General features: G+C 72.0%; 22 protein-coding genes and 1 pseudogene. 8 read left to right on the plus strand and 15 right to left on the minus strand.

The window, feature by feature from the left end; genetic code table 11:
• Nucleotides 1-165: 165 nt before the first annotated feature.
• The gene (locus tag OG218_RS15120) at nt 166-474 is read right to left on the minus strand and encodes a hypothetical protein (protein ID WP_328294054.1); all 309 of its coding nucleotides are present in this window, start codon (nt 472-474) and stop codon (nt 166-168) included.
• Between the two features lie 220 nt (nt 475-694).
• Here OG218_RS15120 and OG218_RS15125 point away from each other — a divergent pair, with 220 nt between their 5' ends.
• Complete coding sequence (locus tag OG218_RS15125; RefSeq protein ID WP_328294055.1) at nt 695-1066, plus strand: hypothetical protein; 372 nt, start codon at nt 695-697, stop codon at nt 1064-1066.
• Between the two features lie 39 nt (nt 1067-1105).
• Nucleotides 1106-2683, plus strand: coding sequence for a GGDEF domain-containing protein (locus tag OG218_RS15130; RefSeq protein ID WP_328294056.1), 1578 nt, complete (start codon nt 1106-1108; stop codon nt 2681-2683).
• A gap of 17 nt (nt 2684-2700) precedes the next feature.
• Here OG218_RS15130 and OG218_RS15135 read toward each other — a convergent pair whose 3' ends face one another.
• Both OG218_RS15135 and OG218_RS15140 read right to left on the minus strand, forming a co-directional pair.
• The gene (locus OG218_RS15135) at nt 2701-3147 is read right to left on the minus strand and encodes an Lrp/AsnC family transcriptional regulator (protein WP_328294057.1); all 447 of its coding nucleotides are present in this window, start codon (nt 3145-3147) and stop codon (nt 2701-2703) included.
• Nucleotides 3148-3150: 3 nt separating this feature from the next.
• Nucleotides 3151-3720, minus strand: coding sequence for a TetR/AcrR family transcriptional regulator (locus OG218_RS15140; RefSeq protein ID WP_328294058.1), 570 nt, complete (start codon nt 3718-3720; stop codon nt 3151-3153).
• Between the two features lie 100 nt (nt 3721-3820).
• On the opposite strand from OG218_RS15140, the gene OG218_RS15145 reads away from it, so the two are divergent.
• Nucleotides 3821-4648, plus strand: coding sequence for an alpha/beta fold hydrolase (locus tag OG218_RS15145; RefSeq protein ID WP_328294059.1), 828 nt, complete (start codon nt 3821-3823; stop codon nt 4646-4648).
• Nucleotides 4649-4662: 14 nt separating this feature from the next.
• On the opposite strand, the gene OG218_RS15150 is transcribed toward OG218_RS15145, so the two are convergent.
• From OG218_RS15150 to OG218_RS15170, 5 genes are read right to left on the minus strand one after another with little or no spacing between them, the layout of a single operon-like run.
• Nucleotides 4663-5532, minus strand: a complete 870-nt coding sequence (locus OG218_RS15150; protein ID WP_328294060.1) for a GNAT family N-acetyltransferase — start codon at nt 5530-5532, stop codon at nt 4663-4665.
• Nucleotides 5533-5536: 4 nt separating this feature from the next.
• Nucleotides 5537-6337, minus strand: a complete 801-nt coding sequence (locus OG218_RS15155) for a phosphotransferase (RefSeq protein WP_328294061.1) — start codon at nt 6335-6337, stop codon at nt 5537-5539.
• 55 nt (nt 6338-6392) lie between these two features.
• Nucleotides 6393-7127, minus strand: coding sequence for an aquaporin Z (gene aqpZ, locus OG218_RS15160; RefSeq protein ID WP_328294062.1), 735 nt, complete (start codon nt 7125-7127; stop codon nt 6393-6395).
• Between the two features lie 59 nt (nt 7128-7186).
• Nucleotides 7187-7420, minus strand: a complete 234-nt coding sequence (locus OG218_RS15165) for a hypothetical protein (RefSeq protein ID WP_328294063.1) — start codon at nt 7418-7420, stop codon at nt 7187-7189.
• A gap of 49 nt (nt 7421-7469) precedes the next feature.
• Complete coding sequence (locus OG218_RS15170) at nt 7470-7886, minus strand: Asp23/Gls24 family envelope stress response protein (RefSeq protein WP_328294064.1); 417 nt, start codon at nt 7884-7886, stop codon at nt 7470-7472.
• 170 nt (nt 7887-8056) lie between these two features.
• Between OG218_RS15170 and OG218_RS15175 the strand changes: the two genes are divergently transcribed.
• From OG218_RS15175 to OG218_RS15185, 3 genes are all read left to right on the plus strand, one after another.
• Nucleotides 8057-8848, plus strand: a complete 792-nt coding sequence (locus OG218_RS15175; protein ID WP_328294065.1) for a TetR/AcrR family transcriptional regulator C-terminal domain-containing protein — start codon at nt 8057-8059, stop codon at nt 8846-8848.
• Between the two features lie 97 nt (nt 8849-8945).
• Nucleotides 8946-9371, plus strand: a complete 426-nt coding sequence (locus OG218_RS15180; protein ID WP_328294066.1) for a hypothetical protein — start codon at nt 8946-8948, stop codon at nt 9369-9371.
• A gap of 62 nt (nt 9372-9433) precedes the next feature.
• Nucleotides 9434-9592, plus strand: a complete 159-nt coding sequence (locus tag OG218_RS15185; protein WP_328294067.1) for a YqaE/Pmp3 family membrane protein — start codon at nt 9434-9436, stop codon at nt 9590-9592.
• Between the two features lie 29 nt (nt 9593-9621).
• On the opposite strand, the gene OG218_RS15190 is transcribed toward OG218_RS15185, so the two are convergent.
• Nucleotides 9622-10290 (minus strand): GNAT family N-acetyltransferase, encoded by a 669-nt coding sequence (locus OG218_RS15190; protein WP_328294068.1) that lies wholly within the window; start codon nt 10288-10290, stop codon nt 9622-9624.
• 93 nt (nt 10291-10383) lie between these two features.
• On the opposite strand from OG218_RS15190, the gene OG218_RS15195 reads away from it, so the two are divergent.
• Nucleotides 10384-10731, plus strand: a complete 348-nt coding sequence (locus OG218_RS15195) for a hypothetical protein (protein WP_328294069.1) — start codon at nt 10384-10386, stop codon at nt 10729-10731.
• 38 nt (nt 10732-10769) lie between these two features.
• Nucleotides 10770-11162, plus strand: a complete 393-nt coding sequence (locus OG218_RS15200) for a VOC family protein (protein ID WP_328294070.1) — start codon at nt 10770-10772, stop codon at nt 11160-11162.
• A 79-nt stretch (nt 11163-11241) separates the two neighbouring features.
• Here the strand turns inward: OG218_RS15200 and OG218_RS15205 are convergent, their stop codons facing one another.
• The 6 genes and pseudogenes from OG218_RS15205 to OG218_RS15235 all read right to left on the minus strand — a co-directional run bounded on the left by OG218_RS15205 (nt 11242) and on the right by OG218_RS15235 (nt 16962).
• Nucleotides 11242-11769, minus strand: a complete 528-nt coding sequence (locus tag OG218_RS15205) for an AAA family ATPase (protein ID WP_328294071.1) — start codon at nt 11767-11769, stop codon at nt 11242-11244.
• Between the two features lie 38 nt (nt 11770-11807).
• On the minus strand, nt 11808-12044 hold the full coding sequence (locus OG218_RS15210; protein WP_328294072.1) for a hypothetical protein: 237 nt from the start codon (nt 12042-12044) through the stop codon (nt 11808-11810).
• A gap of 133 nt (nt 12045-12177) precedes the next feature.
• A complete protein-coding gene (locus tag OG218_RS15215; RefSeq protein ID WP_442906392.1) occupies nt 12178-12426 on the minus strand; it encodes a nuclear transport factor 2 family protein in 249 nt (82 codons plus the stop codon).
• A gap of 157 nt (nt 12427-12583) precedes the next feature.
• Complete coding sequence (locus OG218_RS15220; protein ID WP_328294073.1) at nt 12584-14599, minus strand: alkaline phosphatase; 2016 nt, start codon at nt 14597-14599, stop codon at nt 12584-12586.
• Between the two features lie 143 nt (nt 14600-14742).
• Nucleotides 14743-15745, minus strand: a pseudogene (locus tag OG218_RS26670) (alpha/beta hydrolase).
• The gene (locus OG218_RS15235) at nt 15742-16962 is read right to left on the minus strand and encodes an MFS transporter (RefSeq protein ID WP_328294076.1); all 1221 of its coding nucleotides are present in this window, start codon (nt 16960-16962) and stop codon (nt 15742-15744) included. Before OG218_RS15235 ends, OG218_RS26670 begins: the two are co-directional and overlap by 4 nt.
• Nucleotides 16963-17001 lie beyond the last annotated feature (39 nt).

Consider the following 17001-nt stretch of genomic DNA (forward strand, 5'->3'; position numbering starts at 1 on the left):
CCGGCCGACCCGGCACACCGACCCAGGAACGTGATGAGCGACCTCGAACACGAAGACCTGCAGGGAGGGCGTTTCGCCCGTCCCGTCCGTCGGGGCGACACCGTGGTCGGCGACGTCGTGATCATGGCGATGACCAAGCGATCGCCGAGAAGGTCCTCCGACGCCTCACTCTGCCGGTGCGGTTGTTTCCTCGGCCCGCCGTGCGACCTCCTGCTGCGTGAGTCGCAAGTACGTCTCAGCCCCAGCAGCGAGACCGAGGGAGACGACGGTCAGCTCGAGCACCACGTTCTGCCGGTCCGCACGTTGCTGAGAGCACGCCGGCCAGAGATCAGCGCTGTCGTTGACGTTGCCAGCGAAAGCGGAGGTGCAACCGTAGTTGTGCAGCGGCAGGGGCATGGCGCCGAAGATCAGGCCACCTCCCAAGGCGATGGCACTTCCCACCTGCAGAGCTCGGACCATCGCTGCTGTGTGCATGTTCGGACCGTAGCGATACGAGGAGGTGGTGTCAGACGATCATCGGCATCACCCGTCTCGGAACGCACGGTCATCCCGCGAAGTGTGTGCTGTCGGGGTGGCTGCACCTGATGACTCCGCGACCGTCACCGAAGTCCTGACGAATCGACTGTCGCCGGAGTTCTGGGACATCACGTCCCCGCTGCGGCAGGATGGCCGCACACGACGAAGGAGTGGTGCGGTGAGGCTGGGGTTCGAGAAGCACCCGGTGACGAACCTCAAGCAGGCGCTGACCGGCTTCGAGCGGTCCGGGTTCACGGTGTTGTGGCACCCGGACCGGGACTCCGCGCTGCTGGCCGCGCCCGGGACGAGCACGGCCGCGGTCCTGCTCGAGGTGCACGACGTCGAGCTGGAACTGGGCGCCGGCGGCGTCTACCTGCTCGACGACGTCGACGCCTTCGAACGCGAGCACCCCGACCGCGACTGGGTCGTGGAACCCTGCGACGGCCCGTTGGGGCGTTACGCCGCGCTGCGGACCAGGGCCGGCCTGCCGCAGCGGTTCCTGACCCTGGACCCCGTCGGCGGGGCGCGGCGCTACTTCCTCGAGGGCTGAAGGCTCAGGGTCGCCGCCGGACACGCCGATGTCCACGACGTGGCGATCCCTGCGGTGCGCGTCACGCCCCTGGTGGACCAGGTGCGTGCGCTCGAGCGCGCCCGCGGGTACGAACTGCTGGCCCAGGGCGAGGCCGCCGCGGCGATCGAGGCCGCGGCCGAGGCCGCGGGGGACCGCGTCGCCGCCGTCCGCGCCGCCCTCGTGCGGGCCGACGGCATCGGCACGACGGGCGACGTGGAGACCGCCGGCCTGATCGTGCAGAGCGCCGTCCGGGTCGCCGAGGAGACCGGCGACGACGAACTCCTCGCCCGCACCCACTTCCTGCGGTTCCAGTTGCACCTGCAGGCGGGAGACGTCGCCGAGTCCCGCTGGCACGCGATCCGTGCCGTCGAGGTCCTCCCCGCGGACGCCCCGGCCTGGTTGCGCGCCGAGCACCTCCTGGCGCTCACCGTCGTCCTCGACCGTGCCGTCGACTCCCACGAGGCCGTCATCGCGGAGGTCCTGGCGATCGCTGCGAGCGAGGACGACCCGGCGCTGGAACTCTTCGCGCTGAACAACACCGCCTGGGAGCACGCCGACGTCGGGCACGTCGACGAGGCCGTCCGGCTGGCCGCACGCATGCGCCGCGTCGCCGCCGCCTCGGGGATCCCGCTGCGCATGGCCGACCTCGACACCGTCGCCACGGTCGAGCTGCGGGCGGGGCGGTTCGAGGAGGCCTGGTCGGCCATCACCGAGGCGTTCCAGCCGGGCTGTCCCGACAACGGCGCCGACCACGAACCCATCGCGCGCCTCACGGCGTTCCGGATCCTCATCGGTCTCGAGCGGACCGAGGCGGCGTTCGAGCAGCTCCAGGCCGCCCGCACCCTGGCGACCGAGCGGCACCTCCCGGGGGTGCTCGCCGAGGTCGAGGAGGCGGACGCGACCTACCGCGCCACGACGGGCGACTGGGAGGGGGCCTACCGCGCGCACGTCCGCTTCCACCGGGAGCACGTGCGCCTGCAGGACCGTCAGAACGCCGCGCGAGCCCTGCTCGCCCAGGTGCAGTTCGACGCCTCCACCGCCCGACGCGACCGGGACAGGTTCCGCACCCTCGCGCTCACGGACTCCCTCACGGGTCTGCCCAACCGTCGCGCGGTCGAGGAGCACGTCCGCGAGGTGCTCGACGGGCCCGGCCCCGTCACCGTCGCCATCGTGGACCTCGACCACTTCAAACGCGTCAACGACGAACGTTCCCACGACGCCGGTGACGCCGTCCTGCGTGAGCTGGGGGTCCTGCTGCGGCACTACGTCGACGGTGCCCCGGGGAAGTTCTGCGCACGCCTCGGCGGTGAGGAGTTCGTCGTCGTGTGGGAGGGGTGGTCCGTCAGCGCCGTCGAACTCTCGGCGGAGACGCTGCGGTCCGGGATCGAGCAGCACGACTGGCTCCCCTCTGCGGCAGGGATTCCCATCACGGTCAGCGTCGGTTTCGCCACGACCGTCGCCGAATCGCTGACGACCTGGTCCGACCTCCTGGCCCGTGCCGACGCCCGCCTCTACGAGGCCAAGCGCGCTGGACGCAACCGGGTCCTCGGCCCGCAGGGTCCACCCGCACCGCACGCTCGGGGCTCCGGTCGCTGAGTCCGGCGCGGGAGGTCTCAGGCCGGTGGCAGGCGACGCCTCGGGAGCGGGCTGGAGTACACGACGTTCGTCGTGATGCCACCGAGCGTCGCCAACCGCCCGGCGATCCGTTCCAGGTCCGGCATGGAGCGGGCGACGACCTTGACGATGAAGCAGTCCGCGCCCGTCACGTGGTGCGCCTCGACGATCTCCGGGGTCGTGTCGACGACGTCGTGGAAGGGCTTGTAGTTGCCGGTCGGGTAGGCCAGCCGCACGAACGCCGTGATCGCGAACCCGAGGGCCTGCGGGTCGACGACCGCGCTGTAGCCCGTGACCACGCCCCCCTCGGTGAGGCGGCGCAGCCGTTCGGCGGTGGCGCTGGCGGAGAGGTTGATCGTCCGGGCCAGGTCGGCGACGGAGATCCGGCCGTCGAGCTGCAGCTGCTCGACGATGCGGTGGTCGGTGGCGTCGAGGTCGAGAGGCACCGCTCAGCGTCCCGTAAGCGCGACGTCGATGAGGGTCTCCGCGGCCGAGCGGGCGTGTGCCGCGGCGACGGGATCGCCGCTGATCGCCGCGGTCGTCTGCGCGCCCTCGGCGAGGAGGGCGAGTTGCGGTGCGAGCAGCTGCGGGGCGCCCAGCTCGTCGACGAGGTCGGCCACGTAGGCCTGGAAGGACGCCTTCTGCGCCCGCACCAGGTCGACGACCTCCGGGGAGACGCCGCCCAGCTCACCGAAGGCGTTGATGAACCCGCAGCCGCGGAAGTCGTTGCCGCGGAACCACTCGTCGAGGAAGTCGTAGACGGCGAGCAGGCGCTCGCGCGGGGTCGTCGCGGTGGCGGCCGCCCCGGCGAGTCCGGCGTCCCAGCTGCCGCTGCGGTGGTGCAGGACGGCGAGGAGGAGGGCGTCCTTCGACGGGAAGGCGGCGTAGATGCGCTTGAGCGGCACCCCGGATTCCGCGCGGACGGCGTCCATCCCGACGGCCTGCACGCCGCTGCGGTTGAACAGCCGGTCGGCGGCCTCCACGATGCGGTCGCGGTCTGCCGCGGTGTCGGTCGTCATCTCGTGCCTCCTGGGGGTTGCGCTGAGAACCGTCGTTCTCTACTGTAGGGCCATCGCTAGAGAACGCTCGTTCTCAACGACTCGACCACGGGAGACGACCATGGGCACCATCACCGCCGGCCAGGAGAACTCGACCTCCATCGAGCTGTACTACGAAGACCACGGCACGGGGCAGCCGGTCGTCCTCATCCACGGCTACCCGCTCGACGGCTCCTCCTGGGAACGTCAGAGCCGCGAACTGCTCGCCGCCGGGTACCGCGTCATCACCTACGACCGCCGCGGTTTCGGCCGGTCCTCCAAGGTGGGCACCGGTTACGACTACGACACCTTCGCGGCCGACCTGAACGCCGTCCTCACGACGCTGGACCTCGACGACGTCATCCTCGTCGGGTTCTCCATGGGCACCGGCGAACTCGCCCGCTACGCCAAGCTCTTCGGCACCGACCGCGTCGCGAAGTTCGCGTTCCTCGCCTCCGTCGAACCCGGCATGCTCGGCCAGGGGGTTCCGCAGTCGGTGTTCGACGACATCGCGGCCTCGGCGAAGAAGGACCGCTTCGCCTGGTTCTCCGACTTCTACGCGAACTTCTACAACCTCGACGAGAACCTCGGGTCGCGCATCTCGCAGCAGGCCGTGGACGCCAGCTGGAACACCGCCGTCGGCAGTGCCCCGGTCGCCGCCTACGCCGTCGTCCCCAGCTGGATCGAGGACTTCACCGCCGACGTCGCCGCGGTGCGCGCCAGCGAGAAGCCCGCCCTCATCGTCCACGGCACCGCGGACCGGATCCTGCCGATCGAGGCCACCGGCCGTCCGTTCCACGCCGCGTTCCCCGAGGCCGACTACCACGAGATCGACGGTGCGCCGCACGGTCTCGGCTGGACCCACGCCGAGGAGCTCAACGCGATCCTGCTTCCCTTCGTCCAGGCCTGAACCCGGCCTGAACCTCAGGGCAGGTCGCGGCCCAGCCAGTGGTGGGCGTACGGGTCGTCGTTGAAGGGCTCGACGTCGGCGTAACCGAGCCGGGCGTACATCGCCCGGGCCTCGACGAGGTCGTCGCGGGTGTCGAGGCGGATCCTCGTCCGTCCGTTCTCCGCGGCGAAACCCTCGAGACGCCGGACGAGCCGGCTGCCGAGACCCCGCCCCCGGGCGGCGGGGGCGATCCAGACCCGGGTGAGTTCCGTGACGTCCGCGTCCACGTGGCGCAGCCCGCCGCAGCCGAGTTCGCGTGGGCCGTCACGGACCACGAACAGCGCACCCGTCGGACCCGTGAGGTCGTGGCTGGGACCTTCCGCCATCGCCCGGCTCACCTCGGCGGGCGTCGCGGGACGCCCGTACCAGCGAGTGACGATGTCCTCGTAGTACGCCGTGAGGACGTCGTCCGCCTCGGCGGGAGGGGTCAGCACGAACTCGACCCGGGGACGCCGGTGCAGCACGACCTGGCGGGTGTCGGAGAACCCTGCGCCTCGGTAGAGCTCGACGAGTTCCGGGTCGCAGAACAGGGTCGTCGTCGCACCGTCCGGGAGTTGTTCGAGCAGGGCCTCGAGGAGTTCCCGGGCGAGACCCCGGCCGCGGAACTCCCGGTCGACGACGACGTCCTCGACGTACGCGCGGAACGCCCCGTCGGAGACCGCCCGGGCGAAACCCACCACGCGCCGGCCGACCCGAGCCGCGACGGCAGGCCCGCGGTCCAGGACGTCCTGCACGGTCGACGGGGTGCGCTCGGGCCACCACCCCTCGGCCGCGAAGAGGGCGAGCACCGCGGAGGGGTCGAGCGGTTCCTCCGCGTGGGTCGCGATGCGCCAGGACGTCGTCACGGGCTCAGTCCACCAGAGCCGCGAGCAGCGGGCGACGGTGACGCAGCACCCAGTCCGCACTGGCGGTGCGCCACGCCATCGCCCACAACGGCGCCGGATCGGTGCTGGCCGGCGTGACGGCGGCCTCCACGGCCTGGGTGTGGGCGTCCGCGACGATCACCGAGACCACGTGGTCCAGCAGGGCCTCACGGTGTGCGCGGGCCAGGCCGTAGCCGTCGACGAGCAGCCGCAACCGTCGGGCGCGGTCCTCGATCGACCCGAGACCCTGGAGCTCGGCGACCTGGTCGCCCACGAGGTGCGCGTTGAGCCACGCCGCCTGCGCGAGTTCGACCAGGGGATCGACCGGACCCGCTGTCTCCCAGTCGATCAGTGCCACCGGGAGGCCGTCCCTCGCGACGATGTTCCACGGTCCGGTGTCGCAGTGCCCCAGGACGCGGGGAGTCCGCCCGAGGTCCCGGCCGAACCAGGGCTGCCACTCCGCGTCGTGCGGGGGGACGAACGTCGCCGTCGCGTCGTGAAGCCGGCGGAGGAGTTGGCCGACCGCGGCGGTCCCGTCGTCGGACCAGGCGTGCGGGTGCACGAACCCGCCCGGGACGAACTCCACCGCCTCGCGGCCGTCGGCGGCGAAACCGTCACCGACGGGGCGGGGAGAACCCTCGAACCCGACGTCCGCCAGGTGCCGCAGCAGGGCCATGACGGTGCGCGACCAGGGACGGGCCGGGCGCAGGACGACGTCACCCCGCCGGGTGACGGTGCTGCGGCCACCGCCGGTGAGAACGGTCTCGTCGGGCGGGGTGCCGGTCACGGGCCCACCGTGCAGCACGTCCCTGCCGTCGCGCACCCGGTTTCCCCCCGCCAGGTCAGTCGCGGTGTCCGGGGGTTCGGAAGAGCCCCGCGTGCAGCGCACCGGCGAGCGCGGCGCCCACCAGCGGGGCGAGGACGAAGAGCCAGAGCTGCTCCAGAGCCGGTCCTCCCGCGAAGAGGGCCGGGCCGAGGGAGCGCGCGGGGTTCACCGAGGTGTTGTCGACCGGGATCGACACCAGGTGGATCAGCGTCAGGGCCAGCCCGATCGCCACGGGGGCGAGGGCCTTCGGTGCGCGGGGTGCGGTGGCGCCGAGGACGACCAGCACGAAGACGGCGGTGAGGACGACCTCGACCACGAGGGCCGCGAGCAGGGAGTACCCGGCCGGTGAACGCTCGCCGTAGCCGTTGGTGGCGAACCCCGAGGTCGCCGCGTCGAAACCGGGACGTCCGGAGGCGACGGTGAACAGGACCGCCGCCCCGGCGACGGCGCCGACGACCTGGGCCAGCGCGTACCCCGGGAGGTCGCGCCACGGCAGGCGTCCCGCCACGGCGAGGCCGAGGCTGACGGCGGGGTTGAAGTGCCCACCGGACACCCCTCCGAACGTGGCGGCCATGGCGAGCACGGTCAGCCCGAAGGCCACGGCGACCCCCAGGTAGCCGATACCCACCGCGGTGCCGTCCGTGGTCGTCGTCGCGGCAGCGAGCACGGCGGCCCCGCAGCCGCCGAGGACGAGCACGAACGTCCCGATCGCCTCCGCGGCGAGCTTCACCGCGGTCCGCGGTTCGGTCACCGCGTCCGTGGAGTCACCTTCCCGGGGGGTGGTCACGCCGTGGTGACGGCTCGGCGCGCTCACCGTCGGCCCCGCAGCAGACCCCGACGGCGTGCGGACGTGCCGGTGTCCGCGTCACGGCGGTCGCGCTCGACGGTGTCGGCGGCCCGGGTGAGCCCGCGGGTGACGGTCGTGGCGCCACCGCGTCGCGCCTCGAGGCGGCGGGCGAGGCGCCGGGCCCCGGAAGCCACGAGGGGGACGGCGACGGTGGTGAGCAGCCACCGCCGCAGGACGGTGTTGATCAGGAAGGGCACGGGTTTCTCCTCGGTGTGGTGGTGCGGCGCCGGGGTGGCGGGACGGTCCTCAACGGACCCGCTCGGCGGGGTCCTCGCCCTCGACGGGCAGGTGCAGGTCCTGGACGGTGACGTTGACCTCGGTGACCGTCAGGTCGGTCATCCGCCGGACGGCGGCGGCCACCTCGCGGCGCACCCCGGCGGCGACGTCGACGACGTCGCTGCCGTACTCCGCGACGAGGACGACGTCGACCACGGCCTGCGTCTCGCCGACCGTCGCGTGGACACCCGTCGCCAGGTCCGGCCGACTGCGGGGGGTGCGCTCGCGCACGACGGCGACGGCGCGGGCCGCGCTGCCGCCCAGGGCGAACACCCCCGGCACCTCGCGGGCGGCGATGCCGGCGATGGTGGCGACCACGTCGTCGGCCATCGTGGTGCTCCCCTCCGGGGTCGCGGCCCAACTGGTGGTGGTGGTGTCCTGCGGCACGGGACCGTCTCCTCGGCGTCGTCGGTCCGGCTGGGACGGCCGGGTCAGGAAGAGACTTACACCGTAAGTTCGACGAGCGCCAGCCTGGGTGGGACCCCTGTGGCACCCGTCCGGGCCGCTGCGGGACCCGGCGGAAGGCGCAGCGGGAGCAGCGGTGCCAGGATCGGGACGTGGCGGCAACCCCTGACGACGGTGGGCCCACCGAGGCCCGGCGCAGCGACGAACCCGACCCGGGTCACCTGCCCGACGTGGACGAGCTGGTGGTCGACGGGCAGGAACGACCTTCCGACCGGGTCCCGCTCAGTCGTGAGCGCATCCTGTCCACGGCCCTGCGCTCCATCGACGAGGAGGGCCTGGCCGCGCTGACGATGCGACGCCTCGGGGCGCGGCTCGGAGTCGAGGCGATGTCCCTCTACCGCTACGTCCCGGGCCGCGAGGCCCTCCTCGACGGGGTCGTCGACGCGCTGGTCGGCGAGCTCGACCACGACGCGGACGTCCTGCGGTCCCCCGAACACGGGTGGCAGGACTTCCTGCAGCGGATGGCCCACGGTGTCCGGCGCATGGCCATCGCCCACCCCAAGGCCTTCCCCCTCATCGCCTCGACGCCCCCCGAGGCGCCGTGGCTGCGTCCGCCGCTGCGCAGCATCAGCTGGGTGGAGACGTTCCTCTCCGGGCTGGTGCAGCAGGGGTTCTCCGACCAGGAGGCCGTGGCGGCCTACCGGGCGTTCACCAGCTTCCTGCTGGGGAACCTGCTCCTGGAGGTGGCCCAGCGGGGTGGTGCGGTCGGACCCCTGGACCTGGTGGACGAGGAGGAACCCGTCGGGGGCCTCGACGACGCGCCCATCGTGCGGCGCCTGGCCCGGAGGCTGGGGGAGGACCGGGCGTTGCAGGAGTTCGAGGAGTCGCTGGAGAGCCTCATCGACCGGATCTCCGCCCAGGTGCTCGGCGGCAGCGGCGCCTGAGCGTCCCGAGTGGCCCCCTCCCGGACTTACGGTGTAAGACTGCGGGACGTGGCCGCCGGAGAGGGCGCCACGCCCTCTGTGAGGACCGAGGCCACCGATGTCGCGCACACTCCGCTACCGCCGTTCCGCTCGACACTTCTCGCGCCGGTTCCCGACCCGCGTGGTCGCGGTGGCGGTCGGGACGGGGTTGCTGCTCCTCAACGCCCTGCTGGTGCTCGGCCCCGTTCTCGGCCTCGCCGGTGCCGTCGCGCCCGCGAACTCCCTCCTCGACGTCCACACCGCGAGCGTCGCGGTCGTCGTCGTCCTGGGGTTCCTCGCGGCCGGCCTCTGCCTGCTGGGGGCCTACGTCGCGCGTCGGCGGGTGCTCACCTGGAGCCTGGTCGTGCTCGCCTGGGCGATCTCGCTGCTGGCGTGCCTCTGGCCCGTCATCGCCGGCGCCGAAGCGACGGTCCACCGGGTCCAGGACGTCCTCCCGTGGGTCGACGCCCTCCTGCACAGCGTCTCCGGTGTCCGCTCCGCGTGACGTCCAGACGATTCCCGGACGGAGCCCAGGCCGCACCCGGGAAACTCGGAGAACGTCGGACCATGCGCATCGGACTGATCGTTCTCTGCTTCTTCTTCCCCTTCCTCGCCGTCCTCCTCAAGGACGGGTTCAGCAGGAAGGTGGTCATCGCCTTCCTGCTGCAGCTCCTCGGCCACGTCCCCGGCGTCGTCTACGGCCTCGTCGTCGTCACCCGCGACTGACCCCCCTGCCGCACGGGAGACGCCTGCGCCTACCAGCGCAGTCCGAGCTGTTCCCCCAGCACGTCGTAGCCCAGGCTCCGCGCCACCCGGAGGGAGTCCGCCGGGCGGGCGCGCCACTGGCACAGCAGCCCGGCGGACTGCGCGTGCGCGCTCGCGCGGGCGGCGACGGTGCGGGCCAGGTGGCGCCCTCGCGCGTCGGCCCGGACGAGGACGCAGAGGTGGGCGACGTCGTTCGGCCAGAGTTCGTACCCCGCCGCGGCGAGGGTCTCGCCGTCCTCGACGACCAGGAACGAGGGAGAGTCGATCCCGGTCATCCCGCTCTCGCCCACGTCGTCGGCGGAACAGCTGCGCAGCAGGTCCTGCAGGGCATCGCCCCGGTCGGCGGGGTGGAGTTCCCCGAGCGCGATCGGGAGAGGTGCGTCGCGGGCCAGGTACGCCAGCCGGGCCGGTCCGAGCACGGCGGGAGGGGCCGGTCGGTCTCGGTGCAGGTGGTCGTCGAGAACCAGGGCCCGGTCGGCGTCGGGGGCGGTGGCCAGGACCCGGCCGGCGATCGTCACGATCCCGCACCAGCCGGCGGGGAAGACCACCGAACCCGGTGCGACCAGCGCGCGCGCCTCCTCGACCGGGGCGAAGCGTGCCCCTGGACCGGCGAGGTGTTCCCAGTGCCGGCGCACGACGTCGACCAGGGCTGAGTCCACCGGACCATCCTGCCCGCGACGTCGCGGCCGACCACGGCGACCACGTCTCCCGGCCGGTTCAAGACCGGAACGGAACCTGCCGATCCGGCAGACGTGGCGGACACCGGGTGCGGTCAGTGCGGCCGCGCCCTGGCCCCCACGGACCAGTGGTGCGGGCTCTGCTTCGCGCCCGCACCCGACGCCCGGTTCACGGCCCCCCTGCAGACCCACCGCACCGACGACCCACCGCCGCTCGAGCAGCCCGCCTTCAGGCAGTCGCGCTGGGCCGGGTCCTCGGTGACCTTCGGTCCGGTCGGTCGGATCGTCCTCACGCTCGTGCTCGTCGCGATCACCGCGCTCCTCCTCTGGTCGGGCAGCCTCGTCGGCCTCGCGGCCTGGCTCGTCGTGGCCGTGCCCTGGGCGCTGCGCGACATCTGGCGCACGGTCCGCGTCCGTCGCTGAGGGGTGACACGCCCGTTCCCCGACGGCAGGCTGTGCGGGTGAACACCTCCACGACGCAGAGCGGTCGCCCGCGGTTGTCGGCGGTCGTGCTCGATTCCCCCGAACCCCCGGAACTCGCGACCTTCTACCGGCACCTGCTGGGGATGGAACCCGAGCAGTGGTCGCCGGACTGGATCGTGCTGCGCGACCCCGACGGCGGGGTCGGGATCTCGTTCCAGCGCGAGGCGGCCTACGTGCCGCCGCGGTGGCCGCAGAGCCCCGGAGAGCAGCAGGTGCAGGACCACCTCGACATCGCCGTCGACGACCTCGACGCGGGCGTCGCGCACGCTGTCGCCGCAGGTGCGGAACTCTTCGAGTTCCAGCCGCAGGACACCGTCCGGGTGATGCGCGACCCGCACGGCCACGTCTTCTGCCTGTACCTCCCCGAGTGAGCGGGGCCAGCTGCGGGAGCGTACCGACGTCGTCGTCGCGGGACGCCGGTGATCCCGTTGCGGCCCCACGAGGTCGCGGTCAGCGTCCCCGGTCGGGTAGGGACGGCCACCGGTCCGCCGCCCACGCCGACCACGTGAGGAACCCGGCGGGCGGCCCGTTCGTGCTCGTGGCGAGTTCCTCCGCCGTCGGCACCTCGAACAGCGTGCGCCAGTGGTCGAGTTCCCCGCGGGTCATCGTGAACGTGTCACCGGGGGCCTCGAGCTGGCGCCTGCTCACCCGCTCCCACTGAGTCGTGGGATCGACGTCCAGGAACTCCACCACGCACTCCGCGCCCACGGCGGCGAACAGGTGGCGCAGGGCGTCACGTTCCGCGCGGGACCAGAACCCGAAGTCGAGGACCACGTCGACCCCGAGTTCTGCGGCCCGCAGCCCCGCCCAGATCAGCCGACCCTCGAGGGTGTCGCGTTGACGGGTCCCGTTCTCGCCGGCGAACAACGGCAGCATCCACTCGTCGAGGCTGAAGCGCAGTGCCCCCTCCGCCTCGAGCTGACGGGCGCGGGTCGTCTTCCCGCTGCCGGGCAACCCGACCATGAGGACGACGACCACTCCCCGGGCAGCCGCGACACTGCCTTCCCCACCCGGCGTCAGCAGGAACCGCCGTCCCCGCCGCCGGAGGAGCCGCCGCCGTCGAAGGAGCCGCCGCAGTCCCCGGACGAGGACCCGCCGTCCCAGGAACTCGACGAGCCACCGCCGTCGCTCCCGCCCGGGAACGAGTGGTGGGAGGACCCGCCCGACCGGCCGGTACCGGTCAGTGAGCGCCAGAGGGAGATGCCGGCCAGGACGACGAAGCAGACGACGAACAGGACCACCAGACCGGTCACGCTGCACCACCTCTCTGCGGAGCGGGGTCGCTCACGCCGCTTGGAGGTGGGCCGACGCCGATCGGTTCCGTGGGCGACCGGTGCTCCTGCGTCCTGGTCGGGCTCGCCCCGCCGCCTGGGAACCGGTCCTCGGTCAGGATGTCGTGAGCATGGTCCAGACCTTGGTGATCAGGTCGTCCGCCACGAGGACGACGTCCACTCCGCGCACCACCGGGGCCTCGCCCTCGGGCCCGAACTGCCACGTGAGGTAGCCCAGGTCCTGCACGACCTGCACCTCGCCGCCGGGACCGAAGACGAAGGACGGCGATTCGTCGAGCAGTCGCTGCGCCTCGTCGTTCAGCGCCCGGTGACCCACCACCGACTCCTCCGGGTCGGCGAACACGACGTCCGGGGCGTCGACGCGGACGACGCTCGCTCAGCGCCGCTCGGGGTCCACGATGCACTGGACCGCGGTGTCCGCGCACCCGCCGGACGACGGAGCCGGAACGCCGAACGCCCCCCGCCGCTGGGTGCGGCAGGGGGCGTTCGTCAGGGAGGTGTCAGCTCACGCGGGCGGTCTCGGCGGCTGCGACCTCGGTCTCGGCGACCTTGGCGCTGGTGGACTTCAGCGAGTAGGTCGGGATCTCCAGCCCCAGGGCCGCGCAGACGTTGTGGAAGACCTCGGTGTTGTCGAGGAGCTTCGAGAACCGCTGCGCACCGGGGCCCGAGGCGCCGATGAAGACGTCCTCGACGGTGTGGACGCAGTTCGTGTCCTCCATCGGCAGGTTGCCGATCTGGACGACGGCGCCCGGGTCGCGGGTCGGGTTCGGGAACGCGAGGCCGGTGGCCGCGTCCTCCAGCGCCGGCTGGGCCAGGACGGCGTTGTGCGCGAAGTCGTCCGGGTGGTCGGGGTGGTTGGACCAGCCGAAGAACAACTGCACGTCGGGGTTCGGGTCGTCGGGGAACCCGTCACCGTTGGAGTCGACGTAGGTGGGGAACCCCGCGTCGGCGTAGACGCCGTTCTGCTGGCGCGCGGGCGACCCCTCCTTGGAGAGGGTGTGCGTGCCGGCGATGCTCATGGCGTGGTTGTGGTCGGCGGTCACGACGATCAGGGTGTCGTCGCGGTCCTTCGCCCACTCCTTGGCGATGCCGACGGCCTGGTCGAGCTCGATCGCGTCGTACACGGCGCGGGGGCCGTCGAGCGGGTGCTCGGACTTGTCGATCGAGGCGCCCTCGACCATCAGGAAGAAGCCCTTGTCGTTCTTCTCCAGGACCTTCAGGGCGGCCTTGGTCATCTCGACCAGCCCGGGCTGGTCGTCGAACTCACCGAGGACGGCGGGGTTCGGGGTGACCTGACGGTCGATGTAGACGTTCAGGTTGCCGGTGTGGAAGGAACCCAGCAGCTTGTCCGGGGTGCCGGCGGCCATCACCGCGGAGAGTTCGGTGCGGGTCGCCGCGTAGGCGAAGCCCTTGTCCTTGAACTCCTCGACGAGGTTGCGCTCGTCGGTGCGCTTGGAACCCTTCACCGACATGGGCAGGAACGTCGCACGGCCGCCACCCATGTACACGTCGGGCATCTGACCGGGCTCGAGAGCCTGGTCCATGATGCTCGCGTACTCGGAACGGCGACGGGTGTGCGCGAAGACCGCGGCGGGAGTCGCGTCCTGGACCTCGGCGGTGGTGACGATGCCGATCGACATGTCCCGCGAGCGCTTGAGGACCTCGGCCATGGTCTCGACGTGCGGGCTGGCGGTGGGGTCCTCGGAGTTGCCCGGGTAGACGCCCATGGCGTTGACGGCCGACTTGTGGCCGGTCATGTACGCGGACATCGAGTTCGCGGAGTCGGTCGCGATCGAGTCGCAGCCGGAGGTGGTGACGTTCCCGCGGAAGTCGAGGGTGTCCATCTCCAGGAGGGAGTCGTACTTGCCCTCGGTGATGCCCTTGGACAGGATCCGGGCGCCGGTGATGGCGGCCTGGCCCATGCCGTCACCGAGGAAGAAGATGACGTTCTTCGCGGTCTTGGCGTCGGTCTTCGACAGCACGACCTCGTGCTTCACCTCCTGCGAGGCGGAACCGGCGGAGGAGGTGACGGCCGCGGCGATCGTGTAGCGGCCGGCGGCCGGGTAGACCAGGTCCTTGAACGTGACCTCGACGGAGTCCGGGGCGGAACTCGTGCGCAGCGGCGCGGGGGCGAGCAGCGGCGCGGGGCCGCTGCCGTCGCTGACCTTGATGACGATCTTCGTGGTCTCGGGGTCGACCCCGGTGGCCTCGATGCGCAGGTCGAACTTCGCGCCGACCTGGAACTTCGCGCGGTCGATCGGGAGGACCTTGACGGCGCTGCCGGTGCCCGAGCTGAGTGCGATGCGGCGGAACGTGGTGGTGTAGTGCGCGTCCTTGACGTTCAGCTGCGCGGGCACGTAGGCGGGGGCGGCGGACGCGGCGGACGCGTCGACGAGGCCCTTGCCGAAGACGACGGCGGTGGCGAGGCCGCCCGTGCCGAGCAGGCCTCGACGGGTGAAGAATCCGCGACGGTCCTGCGAACCGTCGTCGTTCGTGCTGGACTGGGTGTCGGACACCGGGTACCTCTCACTCGATCTCCCGGCGCGAACCGCCGGCTCCAAGGGCAGGCACAACCTGACAGTGCCTTTCGAACTCGCAGGAAACTCCAGACGAACAGCCGGTGCACAGCGTCGTGACCCTGGGAACCCGGCCGACGAGGTCAGAGATCCTTCGCCCGGAGCCGGTTCCGGATCGCCGCCACGAGTTCGCCCTCGCGTTCGACCGGTAGCCAGTGCCCGCCGGGAACCTGCGTCACGGTCAGGTCGCTGCAGGCCGCGCGCATCGGGTCTCCCTGACGGTTCCCGTTCGTGCTGCAGATCACGTCCCACTCGCCGTTCACGAACAGCACCGGCAGGGTGAGTCGTCCGCCGGCGGGGGCTCGCCGCGCGTACTCGAGGTTGGTGTCGTCGTTCACGTACCACGCGCAGGATGCTCGGAACCCGTTCGTGCGGAACTCCTCAACCAGCTGGTCGACGTCGTCCGGTGGCCAGAGCGCCGGATCCGGCGGTGTGGCCGGAGCGCGGTGGGTGTCGCCGAACCTCCCGCCGCGACGCGTGACCGTCGCGCTGGGTGAGACCTTGTCGACCCCGACGGGGTCACCCGCCCGGAAGATGGACGCCAGTGACGCCGCCGGGTCCGCGTCGAGGTCGGCGACCGCCGCCTCGAACCGCGTCGTGCAGTAGTGGTAGTAGTCCCACTGGCCGTCGGGGTACTGCTCGACCGGGTAGATCGACCGGTCGACGAGCGGAACGAGCGTGGCCGACGTGAACGCCTGCGGGAAGTGGGCCAGGGACGTCAGGACGACGCCTCGGCTGCGTCGGGGTTCGTGCGCGGCCAGGGCACCGGCGACGGCGCTGCCCAGTCGTGACCGATCCAGATCGCGGGTTCGCCCCCGAGGTGGTCGTGCAGTTCCACCAGGTCGGGCACGACCTCCTCGGTCGTGCAAGTGTCCACCGCGGGGATCGAGGACCGGCCGAAACCACGAAGATCGGGTGCGATGCAGTGCCATCCGTCGGCGGCGAAGGAATCCAGCTGCGCTCGCCACACCAGGCCGGAGCCCGGCCAGCCGTGCAGGAACACCATGAGTGGCCCGTCGGTGGGCCCGTGGTCCAGGTAGTGCGTCGTGTGCCGGGGGTGCTGTGAGTCCGGGACGTCTGTCTCACGGTCGGTTGCTCGCCTGGCGTTCGGCGGCTTCCTCGGTGGTGGTGCGCCGCGTCCGGACGAAGGCGGTGACGCCTGCGACCGCGACGAGGGCGACGTCGAACACCCCGTAGGCGACCACCGTGGGTTCGAGTCCGAACCGGGCGACGGCGAGCCCGGCCGCGAGGGCCGGGACGCTGAACGCGAGGTAGCTGACGATGTACATGGTCGCGAACACCTGTCCGCGCTGGGCGGGCGGTGCCGCCTTCCCGAGCGCGTCCACGGCGAACCGGAACGTGGCGCCGAAGCCGAGTCCCGCGATGACCGATCCCGTCACGTAGAGTGGCAGGGAACTCGACGACATCGCCTCGATCGTCGTCAGGACGCCGAGGGCGAGCGTGCCCAGGCCGAAACCCTGACGCGCTCGCGGGGGCAGCAGGGCCGAGAGGGCGGTCCCGCACGTTCCGGCGGTGAAGAACACCGCGAGCACGAGGCCCACGACGAAGTGGTCGTGCACACCGAGGACGGAACCGATCACCGAGGATCCGAGCGAGAGGTACAACCCGCCGAGGGCCCACGTCGCGGCGATGGAGGGGAGCAGGCCGAAGAAGACCGGCCGGGTCGTCGCGGGGACCCCGGCGCTGGGGAGCAGTGAGCGCCAGAGCGGCTCCGGCGACGTCGTGGTCCGGGCGCGCTCGGGAACCCACCACACGAGTGCGGCCAGCAGCAGGTAGACGACGGCGAGGACCCAGAACACGAGTTCGCGGGGGTGCGGCGCGAACTCGACGAGAGCTCCGGCGAGGGCGGCGCCGAGCGCGATCCCGAAGGTGGGGACGGCGCTGCTGACGATCGAACCGGTGCGGGGACCCGGCGCGGAATCCATGACGAGTGCCGTCGTCGTGCCGGTGGCCGCGCCGACGGCGAGACCCTGCACGATCCGTGCGGCCACCAGTCCGCCCGGACCGTCGGCGACCGTGAACAGGAACGTGCCGACCGCGAGCAGGACGAGCGCCGTGGAGGCCACCGGCCGGCGACCCACCCGGTCGGAGAGCGAACCGACGGTCAGCAACGAGACCAGCAGCGCGAAGACGTAGACGGCGAAGACGGTCGTCAGGGTGAACGCCGAGAGTCCCCAGAGACGTTGGTAGACGGGGTACAGCGGGGACGGCGCCGAGGCAGCCGTCAGGGTCGCGGCGCCGGCGGCACCGGCGACGACGAACGAGACAGGACGGCTGAACACGAGGCCTCCATCGCAAAGCAAAGATCGTTGTTTTAGCGA

It is taken from the genome of Kineococcus sp. NBC_00420, assembly GCF_036021035.1.
GTDB lineage: Bacteria > Actinomycetota > Actinomycetes > Actinomycetales > Kineococcaceae > Kineococcus.